Annotated in this window: 11 protein-coding genes; all 11 read right to left on the bottom strand. The window is 38.5% G+C overall.

Annotated features, from left to right (window positions below; all coding sequences use genetic code 11):
• The coding region (locus ACUNWD_RS19250) for a DUF4964 domain-containing protein (protein WP_445589492.1) at nucleotides 1–999 on the bottom strand (999 nt) is incomplete at its 3' end.
• 109 nt (nucleotides 1,000–1,108) lie between these two features.
• On the bottom strand, nucleotides 1,109–1,816 hold the full coding sequence (locus tag ACUNWD_RS19255; RefSeq protein ID WP_445589493.1) for a DUF3823 domain-containing protein: 708 nt from the start codon (nucleotides 1,814–1,816) through the stop codon (nucleotides 1,109–1,111).
• A 5-nt stretch (nucleotides 1,817–1,821) separates the two neighbouring features.
• Entirely contained in the window at nucleotides 1,822–3,699 is a 1,878-nt protein-coding gene (locus ACUNWD_RS19260) for a RagB/SusD family nutrient uptake outer membrane protein (RefSeq protein WP_445589494.1), read from the bottom strand.
• Between the two features lie 19 nt (nucleotides 3,700–3,718).
• On the bottom strand, nucleotides 3,719–7,132 hold the full coding sequence (locus ACUNWD_RS19265) for a SusC/RagA family TonB-linked outer membrane protein (protein ID WP_445589495.1): 3,414 nt from the start codon (nucleotides 7,130–7,132) through the stop codon (nucleotides 3,719–3,721).
• 128 nt (nucleotides 7,133–7,260) lie between these two features.
• Nucleotides 7,261–8,343 (bottom strand): FecR family protein, encoded by a 1,083-nt coding sequence (locus ACUNWD_RS19270; RefSeq protein WP_445589496.1) that lies wholly within the window; start codon nucleotides 8,341–8,343, stop codon nucleotides 7,261–7,263.
• Between the two features lie 94 nt (nucleotides 8,344–8,437).
• A complete protein-coding gene (locus ACUNWD_RS19275) occupies nucleotides 8,438–9,001 on the bottom strand; it encodes an RNA polymerase sigma-70 factor (protein WP_445589539.1) in 564 nt (187 codons plus the stop codon).
• Nucleotides 9,002–9,188: 187 nt separating this feature from the next.
• Complete coding sequence (locus ACUNWD_RS19280; protein ID WP_445589497.1) at nucleotides 9,189–10,748, bottom strand: family 43 glycosylhydrolase; 1,560 nt, start codon at nucleotides 10,746–10,748, stop codon at nucleotides 9,189–9,191.
• A gap of 598 nt (nucleotides 10,749–11,346) precedes the next feature.
• Nucleotides 11,347–12,999, bottom strand: a complete 1,653-nt coding sequence (locus ACUNWD_RS19285) for a DUF4998 domain-containing protein (protein ID WP_445589498.1) — start codon at nucleotides 12,997–12,999, stop codon at nucleotides 11,347–11,349.
• Between the two features lie 35 nt (nucleotides 13,000–13,034).
• Nucleotides 13,035–14,312 carry a DUF4959 domain-containing protein gene (locus ACUNWD_RS19290; protein WP_445589499.1) on the bottom strand — a complete coding sequence of 426 codons (1,278 nt, stop codon included), beginning with the start codon at nucleotides 14,310–14,312 and terminating at the stop codon, nucleotides 13,035–13,037.
• A 46-nt stretch (nucleotides 14,313–14,358) separates the two neighbouring features.
• Nucleotides 14,359–16,323 carry a RagB/SusD family nutrient uptake outer membrane protein gene (locus tag ACUNWD_RS19295; RefSeq protein ID WP_445589500.1) on the bottom strand — a complete coding sequence of 655 codons (1,965 nt, stop codon included), beginning with the start codon at nucleotides 16,321–16,323 and terminating at the stop codon, nucleotides 14,359–14,361.
• A 19-nt stretch (nucleotides 16,324–16,342) separates the two neighbouring features.
• A complete protein-coding gene (locus ACUNWD_RS19300; protein WP_445589501.1) occupies nucleotides 16,343–19,723 on the bottom strand; it encodes a TonB-dependent receptor in 3,381 nt (1,126 codons plus the stop codon).
• Nucleotides 19,724–19,797: the final 74 nt, after the last annotated feature.

Below are 19,797 nucleotides of genomic sequence, written 5' to 3' on the forward strand. Positions count from 1 at the left end.
GCTGACTTCCACTTCCTGGCTAACTTCGTTAACGGCCCACTCAGGGGTGGTTTCAAAATAAACCTGTACATCGTGCGTTGCACCATCAGTGGAAACTACTTCGTAATTGATGTAATTTACAGGGCGGGACAACAGGTCAAGGTTACCTGGCAATAAAGGTGATACAAACTCTACATTTAAATCAACCGGTCCACAAGTGAAATTGTAGTGTGTTTGTGTGGCAGACATCGCCACTTTGTTTTGAACGGCTGTTTGGGCAAAGATGTCTTTTTGTTCGCTTTCCTGAAATAAGCCAAAATCGACATAACCACCTCCGGTGCGATTGTGGCAATGTGCAGCAATAACATTCTCCCCCTCCATGTCTAACAAGTCGCGATCAATTTTAAGTACCACATTGTTATGCCATTCGTATGCTGTTTTTACCAGTTGTTTCCCATTCAGGTACAATTCAAAAATATCATCATGAGAATAAATCAGGTATATATCCTCTTTCCGAAGGTTATCCGGCATTGTAAATTCACGGCGAACCCAAATATCTTTTGTATTCCATGCTGTTGACAAGGCAGGCATTCCATTTGTACCAAATGCTGCCTTTCCAACGGTCCATGAAGCATCGTTGAATTTCTTTTCGCTCCAGCCTTTTTTAGGTTCATTCATTGTGTATTTACCCTCCCAGGCTTCGTAGTTGGCCATTGGGATAACAGCGTCACAGGGGATATCCATATCTCCTAAAAAACGATAAACTTCGTTATCAACACGAATCGCTCCGATGAGAGAGTGTGTTTTTCCAGTCCAATGCCGAACAGGTGTATCAAATAGCTGATCAGATTCAGACCAGGCACAGGTGTATGGATCAATGGTTATCAGCGGATACGCTGGAGCCCTTAACTCGGTAAGTGAAGTCTCTTTGATTACAGTGCTTGATTGAGAACATGATCCCAAAAGAAGACCACTGACAACAATAATAATCGAAAACAAAAAATTGACTCTTTTTGCCATTGTGAATTTAGGTTTAGGAAATTAAAAAAACATGAATCAAAATTACATAAAAAGGGCTATCCACGAAAATTAAACACATGGATAGCCCTAAATTATATTAGGTCATAAATTATAAATCAACTTTTTGAACCGGCGAGAAGATCATATCTTCACGACCAGCAACTTTTAGCCCAACTCTAGCATAAACATAGCTTTGAGATGGTACCATATCAGGTACAGTTACCGACATACTAATTGAATTTGGATCAGCAATATCACCACCTCCAATTTGAGCATTTGCAATATTTGAATTACCGCGAAAATCAACAAATTGGGTTTTATTGATATAGAAGTTTACGCGTTCAATATCTTTGGCACCAGCATCATTAATGATCTTTTCAGCTTTAAAGGTCGCAGTAATGTCTCCACCACTTGCTGAGAACTGCGTATTACGGATCATGTAATAAGGCTCAACTTCAATATCCAACGTTTTATTTCCAGTAAGATCTACCAAGATGGTGTCAGAACCAGTTTCAGAGTTAATCTTAGTTCTCCATGGTCCCTGGAAAGCTGGAATTATCAGCTTATATGATGCATCAAACAACAAAGCTGAATACGATCCATCTTGTGCAACTGCAACATCAATCGGGAAACTTTTTTGCCATCCTGGTTCCCAGAGTTGGAAACCTACTTCTCCATAAGCAACATTAATTGCCTCCCCCTGGTACATAATTTGTCCCTCGAGGGTTATTCCTGGTGCATCGTAATTATCCCACTCGCATGATGAGAGAAATCCCGCTACGATCCCCAATAATATTATAAATTTTATTTTTGTCATCATCTTTAGTTTTGATTAGGGTTCTTAACAATTTGTGGGTTGTTATTTAAGATGTCATCTCCAATTAATGAATAGTAATTACCTAAAACAAAGCGGTCGGCATTTGAAACTACTCTTGGAAGAACTTCCTTAAAAATATACTTCCCATGGTTTGGACTACCTGGATCATAGTATTTGTATGGCCACAATCCAAATACGCGGTTACTTACCTCGTCAGCTTTCCATGGTTTATCAGTCAATGGAACAGATTGTCCATTCCAAACAATGTGAGCTAAACGCCAGCGTTTCATATCCCAAAGAATATGTCCTTCCAGTGCTAGTTCAACTTTGCGCTCATGCACAATACGGTCGAATGACATATCACCAGCAACAAGGTCAGTTTGGAAACCAGCTCTTCTACGAACTACGCTTAAATAACCGGCAGCTTTACCAGGGTCGCCTAATTCGAAGGCAGCTTCAGCAGCATTCAAGTATACTTCAGCCAAACGGTAACGTACCCACCATACTTCACTGTTCAAACCCCGTTGTCCGGAACCTGTTGCAGGATCCATAAATTTACGAGCATAGAAACCTGTCTGAGCAGTGAACTCAAGTTCATCAATTGGTCCATCATAACCTACTACAGGTACATTAGATCCACCCAATTCTTTTCTTTGTCCGTAAGTATCACCAGTTAATATTGTTCCATCAGGGAAAATATATCCAGCCCAAATATCCAAATCTTTCCCTTTGAATTTAGAACCAGGAACAATTACTGTACCTTCTAAACGTGCATCACGACCGGCAAAAATATCTTTTGGACTGTCATAGAAAATGTATTCGCCAGTTTCCGTCATTGTTGGAAATTTTGCGAATGAATTATCTAACAGTTCAAATGCCTGAACAAGGTTTAAAGATGGATTCAAACGACCACCTTCCAAATCTTCAGCTCCAGACCAAGGCTGGTTTTGCACAGTAAACCCATGAACCTTACCACTTTGCAATTTGAAATCTTTCACAAAAATAACCTCTCGGTTGTTTGATTTCTTCACGAACAAATCAGCAAAGTTTTGTGATACATCATCCGGATTTTCCTGGTACAATGCATATGTTTCGCTATTGATTAATTCTTCAGCAGCGCTTAATGCTTTGGTATAATAGCCATCAGCCATTCCAGCAGAAATACCTACTTCACCACCTGGTAATGATACATTAGGAGTTGTTGCACCATATTTTGCAATTGAACCAGCATATAATGCTGCCCTGGCTTGCATAGCAAGAGCCAACCCTTTTGTAGCGCGACCTTTAATATTTACATCATCAGGTAAATCATTTTTAATCGCTTCCAACTCACTAATAACGAAATCATACACTTCAGATTCTTTAGCCCTAGGATATTCCAAATAGGAAGGATCTCCACTAAAGTCATAAGTCAGAGGCTCTAAGATAAGTGGAACACCACCCATACGCTTAACCATTTCAAAATAAACAGCAGCACGTAGGAAACGACCTTCAGCGATAAAGCGTGCACGATCTCCCGCTTGCAAACTCTCAGTTAACTCAGAATCTGCTTTCTGAATGTATAAATTGACTTCACGGATAAAACTATAGTTCCATAGTCCCCATTCTCCGTAGCCCCATCCATTATTCTTATGACGCCAGTAATCTGGGAATGCAGAACCAAATGCTTCATCAAAGTCTGCATAGTTCCACCAGTTCTGAATAGACTGGTACTCTGGAATTCTATCATATAGGTCAGCTACCACTGACAAAATCAAAGCCTTATCGCCCCAAACCTGATCATCGATTAAGACGTTGGTTGGTTCTCTATCCAGGAATTCATCATCGTTGCATCCCCATCCCAGGGTAAACAACATGATTAGTATATAAAGAAATTTTTTCATTTTTAAATCGATTTTATGGTTAGAAAGAAAGGTTAACACCAACATTCACCATGGTATTTTGAGGATACTGTAAACCGTTTTGATCCATTACCTCAGGCTCTACCCCTAACTTTTTCAAGTTATCAAGAGATAATAAGTTATAAGAGTTCACATAGATTCGTGCTTTCTGCAAACCTGCTTTTGCAATTAGAGTTTTTGGTAAAGTATAACCAAGCTCCAGAGTTCTCAATCTGACATATCTTGCGTTCGTCAACCAGAACGTTGAGTTCTTATTGTAGTTATTATGCCATCCAGTATTGAATCTCAATGCAGGGTATCTGCCAGGAATCCATTCGCTATTTAAATCAAACGGATCAACACGATGCCATCTGTCATCATAGAATTGCTTCAACAAGTTACCAGTGTTTTGATAAGGCCAGCGCATCTCCCATCCTTGTTCGTATGAATACATTGCTCCACCAGAAAAGTCTGCTTTCAAATCGAAGTTTTTGTATTCAGCTGAAATATTGAAACCGAAGTTCAGGATTGGGTTGCGATCTCTTGGGAAACCAATAGGTCTTTCATCATAACCATTAATCACACCATCACCATTAATATCTTTATAAATCAAATCACCAGGTAACATGTCTTTATTACCTTGACCATCATTATTAATAGGCCAGCTATTAATTTGATCGAATGATTCGAACTGACCAACAACTTCGTACCCCCAATAACGTCCGGTCCAACGATCTTCCGAAGAAGAACGATAGTGATCCCATGAGTTACCCCAGGTTGGTTTATAGGATTCGAGGAATTTATTACGTGCATAGGAAATATTTCCGCCAACAGCATATTTAAATTCACCAAAGTTTCCATCATATGAAATAGATGCTTCAGCACCCATAGTTGCATCACTGTTCACGTTCTCATCAGGTAAGCTATAACCTAATTCACTTGGAACTAACACATCATATTTACGCCCACGAAGTCCTTCGCGTTTACGATAGAAGTAGTCGACACTACCACTCAATTTTCCATTAAGGAATGAGTAATCAGCACCGATATCGGTAATCTTACTGGTATACCAACTAATAGAAGTAACAGGAACTCCACGATCACGCGATCCTTTTATAATCTGTCCGTCCATGATTACCGTAGAAGTAGCATAGTTGTAACCTGTCAGGTAATCAAAGTCACCGATTCCAACATTATCATCACCAAGCTCACCATATGAAGCACGAATTTTCAAATCAAAGCTACTTTCGCCCATCAGTGATTTTGCAAAATTCTCTTCCGTAATTCTCCAACCTACAGATCCTGATGGGAAGAAACCCCAACGACGATCAGAAGCAAATTTCCACGATCCGTCCTGACGACCAGCTAATTCAATGTAGTATTTATCAGCATAATTATAGTTGATACGCCCGATGTAACCAATACGAGCTTGAGTCCAGTCTCTATCATTATATGTATCCATATCCGCAAATTGCAATAATGGCAATGCGTTTGTTTTTGGCACAGAATGTACCCAAACATCTAATTCGCGTCTTTCAATACGCTCATTAACCGCAGTTGCTGCAATGCTGTGTTTTCCAAATTCTTTTGCATAATTTAACTGGAACTGCATTACTTCTTCAAATACTTTATGCGTTCCACGCTCACGCCATGGATTTAAGTTAGCAAAAGTAACTTCATATGAGTCTGTCTCAGGAAAATAAGTGTAGGCATCATAGGTATATTCGTGACCATTCATTAATCGGTCAGCGATATAATATGAATAAGTTCCTTTAGCAGTTAAACCATCAACCGGGATATCATATTCTCCAGAAAAGTTCATCTGTAGTACACGCCAGTCTTCAGTCCAGTAACCTGATTTTTCTTTCGTCAACAATCCCCAGTTTTCTGCCATGTGACCAATATTGTTCACATATTCTGGATTATCATTGGCGTAAGGACGTTCGTATGGACGGTTACGGAATAAGGCAAAACGAGGAGCCCAATAGTCATCTCCACCAGGGACACCAGGATTATCGCGAGTTTCAATACGTCCATTTATAGAAGCACTAACTTTAATACGATCCGTAATTTGCGCATCAACATTTGATTGAACATTGGTACGTCCGAATGTAAATTCACGACCCAAAACTGAATTTTGATCCAAGCGTGTTACCGATAAATAATAGTTGATTTTTTCAGATCCACCAGAAGTACTAACACTGATGGAAGTCTGTGGAGAATTAGGTTGGATAATGAAATCATACCAGTTGAAATTACGGTAACCGTATTCTGTACCTTCTTTCCACTTGTCCAATTCACTCTGAGTAATATTGGTACTTCCTCCAAGGTTCATATCAGCATAAGCTTTACCAAGCTGCCACTCATATGCATTTACAGTTTCAGGGAAACGTGACCAGTTTTGCCATCCTGTGTAAGCATCAACATTAATGGTATTTTTTGTTCCTTTTTTACCACGTTTGGTAGTTACAACAACTACTCCGTTTGCAGCACGAACACCATAAATCGCAGCTGATGCATCTTTTAGTACAGTAATACTGGCAATGTCATTTGGAGCCAAGTTATTAAACTGACCTGCATCTTTTTGAATACCATCAATAACATACAATGGATTACCCATATTACGAATCTGGATGTTTGCACTTGCTCCCGGACGTCCATCAGGCATACGGAAAGAAACACCAGCAATTTTACCTGCAAGAGCACCACTGACAGTAGTAGCATGAACTCTCTCAAGATCATCTGAAGTAACACCAGAAATCGCACCGGTTAATGATTCTTTCTTTTGAACACCGTAACCAATTGCAACAACTTCTTCCAATCCGATTGAAGCTTCCTGCATGGTTACATTAATAACTTTTTGGTTGCCTATAGCAACTTCAATAGTTTCCATTCCCACAAAAGAGAAAACCAATGCATCAACACTAACATCAACATTAATAGCATAATTACCGTCAAAATCAGTTATTGTACCACTCGCAGTTCCTTTTGCTACCACAGTAACACCAGGAAGCGGCTCTCCATCTTTATCGGTTACAACACCTGATATAGACCTTGATTGAGCAGATTTTGAAGTTGTAATAACAATTAAGTCATTTTCCAAGATGTTATAACTGATATTGGAGTCTTCAAAAAGCCTGTCCAAAATATCATCTATATTCTCATTTTTAACTGTAAAATCAACTACTTGATCAATGTTTGTAAAATCATCGTTAAAGAAAAATCGGAAACGACTTTCACTTTCGATAGAATTAAAAACCTCTCTAATAGTTTTCCCCCGGTAATCGCCATCAAACTTGGTATTCTGAGAATACACTGTAGCGTTTACCTGCAGAAGTAAGGCCAAAATAAAAAAGGCTGTAAGTTTCATCACAAGTAATGTTTTTTTAAGCTTCCCCCTTGCAGGGAAAACAAATCCAATTAGATTTTTTTTCATACATTTGGTTTGTTAAATGTTTCACAATTTACGCTTGCATTAGTTTCCACACCGTGCAGCGTTTATTAAAATTTAACTCATTACGTAGGGGGAACGATTGGGTCAAAAATCTGTTCCCTCTATTTTTTTTAGTGCTTCTTAAAAATATTTGTTCTGTTTTTATCTTTATTTATTATTACATTTTTCCCATTCATTTTATATGAGATCGGTGCTGTGCTTGAAATCACATCCATCACCTGCGTTAATGTCTCATCTTCAAGAGTACCAGAGAACCTGTAGTTCTTGATATCTTCTGATTCGAACATAAACTTGCAATTATATTTCCTCTCAAGTTTCAATGCCAAATCATCAAGCAATTCACTTACAAATATGAATCTGCCATCTTTCCATGATATTAAAGGTCGGGGGTCGACATTCGGGCTAATAACCAGTCTTGGCTGATTATTATTCAACTTCGCATCACTTGCATCCTTATAGAAAGTAGCTCTATATCTGGGATTTAAATATACATTCGGAGCGATTGATTCTGTTTTATGATCCAACCTCACTTTTCCTTCCACTAATACAGTTTCTATCGTTTTTTCGTCCTTATACGCTTTAACATTGAATTCGGTTCCAACTGCTTCAACTAAAAAACCATCAGCATCAACAATAAATGGCAGCTCTTTGTTTTTTGCAATGCGAAAATAACCTTCACCTTCCAATTCAATATTCCGTTCAGCTTTATTAAAGTTTGTTGAATATCTTAATCTGCTATCAGCATTTAACCAAACAACAGAACTGTCTGGCAATATAACTTGAGATTGCGCTCCCATCGGAGACACGATTTCACAGTACTCAATACGTTCTGGGATTGGTTTTGACTCAAGAAATTTTACAGCAGCTCCTCCTAAAACAAATGAAGCGATTATAACCGCTGCTACTCGCGCAACCCGTACATATAGAGGTAAGACTTTAGCTTGCTTATTCTGTTGGTTTTTAACTATCTGTTCTTTAACTCGTTTAAATACATCTTCGTTAGAAATCTGCTCAGAGAATTCGAAGTTTCGATTCTCCAAATCTTGTAACATGTGATTCTTAACAATAACAGCTGATTTTTCCTTTTCAAGGATTGTCTCCAGCTCATAAAGTTCATTTAAAGAACACTCACCCAGCTGGAACTTTTTAATCAGCTGGGAAAAACGCTCTTCTATGTTCAAATTATTTTCCATTTCACTAGTAATACAATGTCAACACTCACACTACTCACAAAAAATTTAACGTTTTTTAAATATTAAAGAAACAACACCTGCTAATCCCTCAACATCAAACTGTTATCAAATTGTAAAAAAGACAAAAAATCACAAAAAGATATTCATTCTTCAAATTATCTTTTAGAAACTTAACGGCTCTATAAACCTGGTTTTCAACTGTGCGAATTGATAATCCTAATTTTTCGGCAATTTCAGGATTGGAGAGTCCCGAAATACGACTTAAGGTGAAAATGTTTCTTTGTTGTTCCGGTAATTTTTGAAGTAGTGTTTCAACTTTCTTCTCAAGCTCTTCAAAATGCATTCGTGCTTCCGGGCTATCGCTAATTGCTTGGTCAAAATTCAATAAGTAGTTTTCATATTTCTGCCTGACAACCTTGTGCTTTAAATGGTTAAACACTTTATTGACAGTCATGCGATAAAGAAAACTCTTAAATGATTTGTCTTCATCAATATCCTCTCGAATCTCCCAAATACGAACAAATACATCTTGAACAATTTCCTCCGCCTCATAAGTATCTTTCAAGTAGGAAAGAGTGAAATGGTATAAATTGTCGCTGTAAGTTGTAAAAACGTCCTGAAAAGCTTTCATATCCCCACTTTTCAGCCTTCTGATCATTTCCCTGTCTATATGTTCAGGTCGTTTTTTCAATTCGTTATGCTACATTTTAATGTCTGATTATTTCAGACAAAGATTAGTAAAAAAATTTAAATTGTTAAAAACACAAAAAGTGGACTCTCATAATATACCGGAAAGTTCTCTTAAAAAGATCAAAATATATAAGTTGTTCAACATAAACCCATAATCATGAGTTCTTAATTGATAGTTTACGAATGTTTACAAATTCATCGGAATTTCCCTGAGAAACGATCCCCAAACGAAACCCCATGCCCCACGGAACAAAAGATGAAGCATCAACTGAATCAGAAATTGTTTGCCAATAATTCCCATCAAACAGTGAAAATCGCAAAAGGTGCCCGTCAAATAGTTCCAACATGATTTCAGCCTGGTCATTAGTTTTTAAAACAGGTACAGCTTCAATAACATTTTTTTCAGCATCAGAGTTTACCCAAACTTCTGCTAAGTTTTGACTAACCGATATTCCTAAACCCGCAATGGGAGACCCATAGCTATTGTCCGATCCACCGATCAGTGCAATTCCACCAGTCACATTCTCACCGGTATTACTTAAATCAATTGTTGCTTTTAATTCAAAATCGATTGACTTAATCGGCTGCACCAGCATGCTTCCAATAGAATTATTCTCATTGGAAGCTGCGAGCATCAGTCCATCTTCACCTGTTGCATAACTCAATTTCTGTGTCGTTCTCCACTGCCAACACAAATCGAGAGCACCTGAAAAGTCACTTTCAAAATCTATCATTTCAGGATTCAATTCATTTGAAGCAATATTCTCCAATGATGGCCAGTTATCTTCAGTCCAATTCAATTTACATAAAACTCCTTCTCTACCGATAAAGTCGCCATTTTTAGTATGATAAGCGTGCAATAATAAATATTGATCATTTTTAAAATCAAAAACATTACCAGTTCCCGGGCACTTCCAATTAATTCCATCAACCATTATCGGATTGTTGTCCGACTTCTCCCACTTTCCTAACAATGATTTAGATCGTGCTACACCGATTTTATAGTTACAACTAATATCGCAGCAATTTCCAGCAGAGTAAAATAAATAGAAATAGTCACCTTTCCGATACACACATGGCCCTTCTACCGTATGTTCTTCCCAGTCGCAGTCATTCCGAATTAATTCATGTTTTTCCCCGGTAATCTTTGTCCTATCTTCGGAGATTGATTGCCCCCATATAGTTGAAGGTTTCCCTACTACATAACCTTCTTTCCAGATCAAGTACAAGTTCCCATTTTCATCTCTAACCTCAAAAGGATCAATTACTCCATTTTCATGCTTAATCAATGGTCCAAAATCCGTAAAAGGTCCATCCGGGCTATCAGCTGCTGCAACTGCCACACAAACCTGATTGGCTTCTTTGTCACGTGCCGTATAATACACGTAAAGCTTTTGTTGCTTTTCATCGTACGATAATTCCGGAGCCCAAAAATTATTTTTTGCCCAATCCGGTGCACCACCAGGAAAAACATAGGATATTAATTCCCATTTACTTAAATCAGTCGATTTGTAAATAGGAAATAAAGGAGACCACTCACTACTTGTTGCTGAAGCATAATATGTATCGTCAATCTTTGTAATTGTTGGATTTGGTCTATCACCCGGCAGCACCGGGTTCATCAAAGAATTATCTTCCTCATTTTGAATGTTACATCCCCACACGAAGCTAAAAAGCAAAACAATTATCAAGCTCCGACTCACATTTCTTTTCATACACATAATTATTCGTGAGTTAATGAAACCAATGCAAACCTAAACAAATAGGATTTACTGCATTGGTATCCAAACTACTAATCAAACTATTAAAATCTAAACCACCCCATTATCTCGTTACAGGAATAGCTATATTTCGTCTTTTTAAACGCCAATTGGAACTTGCGCGATTACGTCCCAATTATCTTTCAACTCTTCCTTAAGTATTTCTTCTCTTTCAGGAACTGGCTAAAGTGCCAAATCATTCGAGAACCTGCTTTGCAGGAAAACTAAGTTCACATAGTGAATGCGTCAACCTTCGACAAAAAATCACTGCAGAATCCTGTGACTGTTTCGCACTTGTCAGTTACACCCAAAGGTACTCTCCTTTCAATAACAACCGGGATAACAGCAACATAAAAACATCTTTATCTCATTTCACTTTCGCACCTCCAGCTTGCTTGACCTACCCAATTCAATAAATACTTTTTCAAAAGTATTAACACCAGTCGTTGAAAAACACTCATTCGTTTTTCATTTTTTTAACGAGATTGAAATCATAGGTGCAAAAAAAAGCCCTCAATTAAATTGAGAGCTCTTTCCAAGTTTTACTTTGTTATTATTCTTTAGTAAACCGAATATTAGCAAAATAGTATTCAATATCTGCTGGTGGATTATAATCAATCCACGGTTCACCACCGATATTTATTACAAACACCCGGGTATGTCTACCCTGAGCACCCGACATATCGATAGTAACTTCAGTCCAATTTTCCAAGTCTGATTCCTCAATGAAAAAACGAGGAAGCTCCCAATATTCCTGACCAAAGGAACTGTTACCACCAAACGCCCACATATTATTCATAAACCTAGGCCATAGACGTCTAAAATTATCATAAATACCTGTAAAATTGCTTGCAGCAGGGAGGTAAACCATCATTTTCAAATATTTATACTCGTCAGCATTGAACGAATATTCTTTTGGTAATGCAAATACAAAAGAGGCACTGGTTTTTCTAGGAATAACTTTATAGATATTCTCCAGGCCTTCTCCTTCAGGAGCATCAGTAGCAGGATAAATAACATCTAAGCTCCAATTGCCATCTTGCAAAAGTCCATCCAAATGAAACTGATTATCAACCAATACTGAACTTGGCGTTTCAATTAATTCAACAACTCCACTTTCAACAAAAGGTGCAAGTAAATCATCCAACCCCATTGAATGAGGCACATAATAAACCTTGTCAAGGATTCCAGCCTCAAGGAGATCTTTCAATGCTTGTTGATTCCCATTTGAAATATCACCCATTTTGCGAACAAATGGAGCAAAACTGCCACCACCGACAACGTCCTGAACGCCATTTCGGTCATAATGCAACTCAGGTAGAGTGAATAGATCGCCTCCAGTTAAATCCAAAATTTTAATATTTGGAAAATAAAAAATATCCTGTAAAGAATTGGCATGTACCGGGTAAGTCAACTTTTCAATAGAGGATACTCCATCAGCTGTAAAAGTTGTCACTCCGTTTGCAATAAGAATATCTTTCTCTGCAGGAGCAAATTCACTTGAACTTGTTGGCATATTCACATTCAGTGCAGAATTGAATACTACAGTATCCATAATTGGTTGGCGATTGACAATCGGAACAATTTTGTATTCCATATCAATTGAGACTGGTTTTCCTGCTTCAACATTACCAATAAAAAATCTAGAATTCGCGCCTCGTTCACCACCTTGAACATTTCCATCTTTATCAGTATACTCAAATGTCAAACCATAATAATTCATCAGAACGGACGAGATACCATTTGGCCAATCAATAACAGCAGCAGATGGCGAAGCCAAAACCCTAGGTGGGCTTACTGCGAAGTTAGCCAAATCGGAACTTGTAAATGGAATTAAAGCAATCTCTTGTGGTACCGATTCATTTCCAAACTCATCAATAGTAAAAATTTTAAATCGATAGAGTTTTGACTGGGTTAATCCAGTTATATTGACATAAGATACCAGGGAATCAATTTCGATTATCTGGTCATCATATTCAATTCTTGTCTTTTTGGCTTTTCCAAGATTGATTTCATCGCTTGGTAAACGCCCTGCTTTCAACAGGTCAATTTCTACTCGCTCGAAACCGATATGCCCAACAACGGTATCGTATTTCGCCGGATAGACAATTTCGCCTTCATATTGCTCTTGCTTGTCATACATTCCTTCGCATGACAACATGAAACCTGCAAGAACGATTAATGATAACAATAATATGTTTCTCATAATTTTAATCTTTAAATCACTGTTTGTTTATGAACCTAATTTCCCGCTTTTCTGCCATAGAGCGTGATCTCTGATAAACAGTTTGCATTGTCCAGTGTATAATTTCCACCAAATCCTTTCATAGCGCGATACCTGAACCAACGAGTTGGCTTGGTATACTGAGGTTCATCCGGAAACATATAGGCCATGTCTCCTGCTTTTCCTTTTTTCACGATTTCAAGTTCACTTAACCCAACAGGAAGTTCGATTTTATTTTCTGAAACTAACTCCCACGCCTCGGTGTCATCATCCCAAATATACATTTCATAAAGGCCAACATTCTCTCCACGATAGTACTGTCCCTGACACAAGTCACCACAGAAGTCCATATGACGTTGGTGAGTCAAAATACGACTGAGCTCATAATGAGCACCCAGGTCAATGATTACATTCCACGGCATATTCCCATCCGAGCTATTTCCTGTACGTCCTCTACCTCCGGTATGCATGAAGTTCAGGTTATTACCTTCATCAATTATGCCGTCGATTACACTTACTAAACGTCCTTCAACATTATCACCAAATCCCTGAGGAATACCACCAACGGAGTCGCTATTCAAAGGTAATACCCAGCCATCTTTAGCAATTACGCCATCTTCAAGCAAATGAATCTCTCCCATATCAACCGGATCTGATATGTTTCCATAAATATCGGACACCCTAATGGTGACATTGATAGGATCGTTTGCCCCGAGATTAAGATTTTCTATAAATCGGCGATCTTCCTCCAGGTTGGACGAAAACACAGACGTAAAGGATTTTCCTTCTCCGTCTTTGGTATAGTCGAAATCAACGTAGATATTGATGCTTTGCTCTAACTCATTAATCCAATCAACAAAGAAAGAGCCGAATGCTGCTTTTAAATCCAGTGATTTTACAACTCTTGAAATGGCAGATTCTAACGGTTTAACAGTCACACTAATTGGAATTGACCGATTACCTGCTCGATCCACAGCAAATAAATCGATACTATAATTGATAGTATCTCCAAAACCAAAGACATCCAAAGAGTCTACAAAATAAGAGGATGCGAATGAGAATGACTCCCCATCTTTATTGGTATAAATGGCTTCAACACTCAGCAAATCTTCATCATCAGGAAGTTCATAAAAAAAGCGTGCACCACCGTAGAGAGGTTTGTATGTCACCCCAGTGGGGGCATTTGGAGGGGTCGTATCATCAGATGTTGCCTGATGCATCTTCTCCTCTTCGCAGGAAGATACAAGCAACAAAAATGCTGTACATATGAGTAAATAAGTTCTTATGGTTTTCATACGATTCTGTTTGTCGTTTTTAGTTGTAAATAAAAATAACCTCATCTTACCATCCTGGGTTTTGAACCAGGTTCGAATTGGTATTTATCTCGTTCAAATCGATTGGCCACAGGCAATCAGTAATGGTAAACCTTCTGGCTTGTTTCACTTCAAGATTAAAGAAATCAGCACCAGTATTACCTGTATAATCCCATCCCCAAACAGGAGTTGAAAATTCCATTACAGCTCGTTTCGTTCTAACCATATCCCAGTATCGACTTCCCTCAAATGCAAATTCAATACCTCTTTCATCAAGAATAATACTGCGCATTCCTTCCTTTGATTTGTGTTTATTGACGGTTTTCACAATACTTGCATCAGCCCAAACAGCTTCAACATTTGGAACACCAGCCCTCTCACGAACCATATTTATAGCATCATATACTTCCTGACTTGGAGCATCATAATACTCGTTTAAAGCTTCTGCTTTCATTAAATACAAGTCAGCTAAACGTATAATTGGATAAGGGTACTTCACTGTTCTTGCCCAGTGACCTGACTTGGACTCCATGTGAACAAATTTCTTGATACCAATACCGGTTTCATAAAAATCAGTTGTATGTTGTGATGAATTGAATCCACCATCGCTACCAGCATACATCATCGTATTAATACGAACACCGTGTGAACGCCAGTAACCACCTGTAATAGCCAGGTTGGCATAAAAACGCGGCTCGCGATTCATATACAAATTGATAGTCTCAGCCCCTGGCTGCAGAATCCCGCGAAGTTCCTGATATTCCGGATCGGCAGCTCCAGGAGTTGTAGTTAATTCCCATTTCTTATCCAAGTTAAAATTCAGATCCTCATCAATCGGAACACCGTTCTCCGTATAATAACGTTCGGCCATTCGGTAGGTTGAAGCCATCCACTGCCAGGAATAACCAGGTGTATTGGTGATACCGCCGCCATAACCATCTGGTAATCTCATGTTTGTTGAGTGAGCCAACTCAGAACCACCATAAATATCAATATTGGAAAATCCCCAAACTAGTTCTTTGTTCCAAGGATCAGTAATTGCCATTCTTAAATCATAGATCCGTTTTACTTTTTCTGTATTGGCCATATAATCTTCACGATCGAAAATGTAAGGTTGGGCATCGTATGTATACAACTCAATACCGTTTGCCTGACAAGTATTAAGTGCGTCATCAATAGCATCAATGGCATCTTTCCACTTTTCTTTATCATACTCCAACGGAAAGAAGGGATTTCCCTCAGTGTCTGTAAAATCACCGAAATATTCAACGTTACCATTAAAAAACGGGCTTGCTCTGAATAACATAACACGAGCTTTAATTGCTTTGGCTGCAGCCTGATCAACTTGTCCTAGTAACGTCGAAATCATTTTTTCCCGAAGATCAGGAATAGCTTCATCCATCAGTGCAATTATGTAATCAAAGCACTCCTCTACAGTCGAACGTTTTAGAAATAATTCTTCTTTGGACGCATCAGGAGAAATCAATTCATCAATGATAACAATCGGTCCATATTTTTGAACAAGTAGAAAGCTATAGTAGGCTTTTAAAAACTTAACCTGTGCTCGCCATTCTGCTGTCTCCGCTACCGTCAAATCCGGAACTTTATCAATATTACTCAAAAAAACATTTGCCTGACGCACTCCAGCATATAAAGAAGATCCTGCCGAGGTTCCAGACCAGTCTCCCATAAGTGGATCAGAAACGGACTGAAGGCCTCTCATTAATCGAATTCCTCGAAGATCCCAGTTATTGTCATTTAAATCCAGCCTCCCAATAAATTCATCTCCTGCAGTCCACATGGAGCTGTGAGTTTGTTCTATCCTTGGCATATAACTGTACACTTTGGCCAGGGCATTCCAAGCTTCCTCTTTTGATTTAAAAAGGTCTTCCAGGGTTAGTGTATTGTCCGGTACCACATCCAAATACTCTGTACAAGAAGGTAAAATGGCGAGAACAAATAATATTATGATTAAATTTTTCAATTTTTTCATCTTTAATCTTATTTAGGTATTAAAATGATAATTGGACACCAACATTGAATCGTCTATTTGGTGGGTAACCCAATCCACCACGGCCCATCTCCGGATCCCATAGTTTGAAGGGGCTTATAACAAACAAGTTTGAAGCACTCGCATAAAATCTTGTTTGTTGCAGTCCAATTTTCTTGAAAGTATTTTCAGGTAGGTTGTATCCTAACTCAACCGTCTTTAAACGAAGGAAAGCACCGTTCCTCATCCACCATGTTGATGTTTTGGTGTTATTCAGTAAAGGATCCACTGACAACCGAGGCCAAAAAGCATGTACATCCGGGTCTGTTTCACTCCAGTGATCTTCTGCAATCAGAGAAAGTGCATTACGCCTTAAAGCAAACGGTGCAATACCACCGTCACCAGCGCTTGGGTCAATAAAGAACGACACTCGTGCATTCCCTTGAAAGAAGAATGACATATCAAAGTCTTTATACCCTCCAGACAGACCAAAACCATATTGAATTTCAGGTACTGTTGATAAACCGATTGGGACCTGGTCATTATCATTAACAACACCATCATTGTTTACATCTTTGTACTTAATATCACCGGCCTGATAGGTTCCAAAATCTTGTTTTGGAGAGTTTGCAATTTCAGCTTCATCAACAAACAAACGTTCAGCAATCAATCCCCACCATTGACCAATTGAATGTCCTTTGCGCTTCAAATATTCATCAGCATAATCTTTCTCGTCTAACTGTACATATTTATTAGTCGCAAAAGTAAAGTTGGCGCGTCCAGTCATCCACCAATCTCTTGTGGATATATATTGGTAATCAATGGAACCTTCATATCCCCATGATTCTACTTTACCAACATTTCCACTAATGGATGCTTCCAAGCCAGCTGTTGATGGGAAATTTTGTCTTTGCAAATAAATTTGATCTCGAACATCTTTAAAAAGGTCCCCTTGAACTTTCAAGGCATCATCAAGAAAAGACAGTTCAACACCAAGGTTCATCTTAGTGGAAACTTCCCAGGTAATATCAGGGTTAGCATATCGATTAATCCTGTAACCACTATATGCAGTATTAAAGGTTTCCCCCCAAGTGTATCCACCTCCTCCTCTAGCAATATCGGATAAATAGAAGAAACGATCCTGCCTTTGAGCAATGGCATCATTACCTACCTTACCCCAGGTAAATTTCAGCTTCATCGTGTTGATAATATTTTCCATAGAAGCCCAGAAAGACTCATTTGAAATCAACCAGCCACCACCAATTGATGGAAAGAAACCATATCTTTTATCCCCACTGAATTTCTCTGAACCGTTGTATCCATATGCAAACTCTAAGAAATAACGAGTGTCATAATCATAGGTTAAACGTCCAGAGTTACCCATATTTCTTTCTGGTAGAGTTTCGTAAATGGATGTACTGTTACCAGCTGTAAGCAAGTACTCTTCAAACATACCCACTGTCATTAATCCAATGCTATGAGATCCAAACTCCCTGTTCCAATTCAAACGCCCTTCGTAATAATAGTGAGCACTGGCATCTCGCCCTGGAACTACATTTCCCAGAAATGCTTGTCCACCTGTTGGATTTAATGCAAACAGCGTATATTCTTCAGTAATTTGATTGTAGTTCTCGAGGTCATAATAAAATGGATAATAAGTTCTCCTACTTGAATATTTGCTCCAGGTATTTACCGATGCTTTTGCCTGCAACTTCAAACCCTCAGTAATAAAATCAAGATCCTGAGAAAGCGTGGCCATGGCAGTGATGGAGCTTTCATTTCTGTCCTCATAACCACGAACCATTTCTGCATAAGGATTTGGTTTTAAGATACCTCTAACAAAAGTACTACCAAATAGGATGTGATCCGCATACTCATGCTTTTCATCTGGCTCATAAACTGCCGGGAAATCAACAGGATTAGAATACATAACCATTCTAAAAATATCGCCGGCTGCAGTGTGTGGCCCGTTATAACGCTCAAAGCGACCTTGCAAGCGAGTATCTAAGCGAGTAGTAGGTGTAATCTTAAATACAACATTGTTCCTTAATTGAACCCTGTTGATGCTAATATTATTATTGAAATTATTTTTCTTATCTACTTTTAATAAGCCATTTTCATTTTCCAGGCTTCCAGATACATAATATGTAGCAACCTGACCACCACCCGATACATTGAAGTTGGCTTTCTTGTTGATGGTGGTTTTTTCGAACAATTCGTCGTACCAATCAATATTGGGATAAATCATTGGATTAAGTCCGTCTGCAGTAGATTGGATCTTCTGCTCACTATAATAGGTTCCGAGCAATGGATTTCTGGATATGCGAGCGTCATTATAAAGTCTCATATAATCTACACCATCCAGTAGCTCGTTCATTTCAGTTGGGGTAGCTACGTGCGTTTCCAGCCTAACATTTATTTTCGCTGGACCTTCACGTCCCGACTTCGTTTCAACAATGATAATACCATTTGCACCACGCGCACCATATAATACGGTTGCAGATGCATCTTTTAGAATTGAAAAGCTTTCAATATTATCAGGTTCCATACGCGCAAGATCATCTGAGGAAGCTTCAAATCCATCGATTAATATCAGTGGATTCGTTTTATATCCAAAGGTTGTAACACCACGTACGAAGAATTGAGCATTGTCATTTCCTGGCTCACCAGTTGTTTGGTAAGATATAATTCCAGGAATTTTTCCGGCAAGAGCACTTGTCAAATTCGAAGCAGGCTGCTTTAATTCGGAAGGTTTAACTGTTTCGATCGAAGATATTACACTTTGCTTTTTCTGCGTACCAAAAGCTACAACCTGAACTTCATCAAGTTGAGTATCGTCTTCATATAATACAACGTCGAAGATATTACGTTGATCAACAATTTTTTCGATGGTTTTTTTCCCAATAAAAGTAAAAATGAGGGTATCACCCAAGGATGCCTCCATTTTAAATTCACCGTTTGCGTCGGTGACAGTACCGTTTGTGGTTCCTTTTACCACTACAGTTACTCCGGGGAGTCCTAATCCAAAATCATCCTTTACAATACCTGTCAATGATTTTACTCCAGGTTGTTTTATTGCTTTAACTGCAATCTCACTTTTCTCATCAGGAGTAATAACAATCTGTCTGTCAAAAATCTGATACGTCAGCCCCGAACCGCTAAGCGCTTGTGTCAATATCAGATCTACAGTAGAATGGTCAGCATTGATTGTGACTTTTCTATCAGAATCAATATGACTGTCTCTGTAAAAAATAATAAACTCACTTTGTTTCTGAATTTCTTCAAAAACCTGTTTCATCGTTTTATTTTCCAGGTTGAAAGTGAATCTTGTGTTTTGCGAATACGTTTGTGAGGCTAACACAGTTCCAATCCCCAGGAAAAAAAGTAATGCGGTTATCTTCATAAACCTTAAAATATGCGCACAATATTTCCTTATATGGAAAAAATGAGCATAAATGCTGCTTTTTTTCATAAATT

Source organism: Sunxiuqinia sp. A32 (assembly GCF_052690465.1).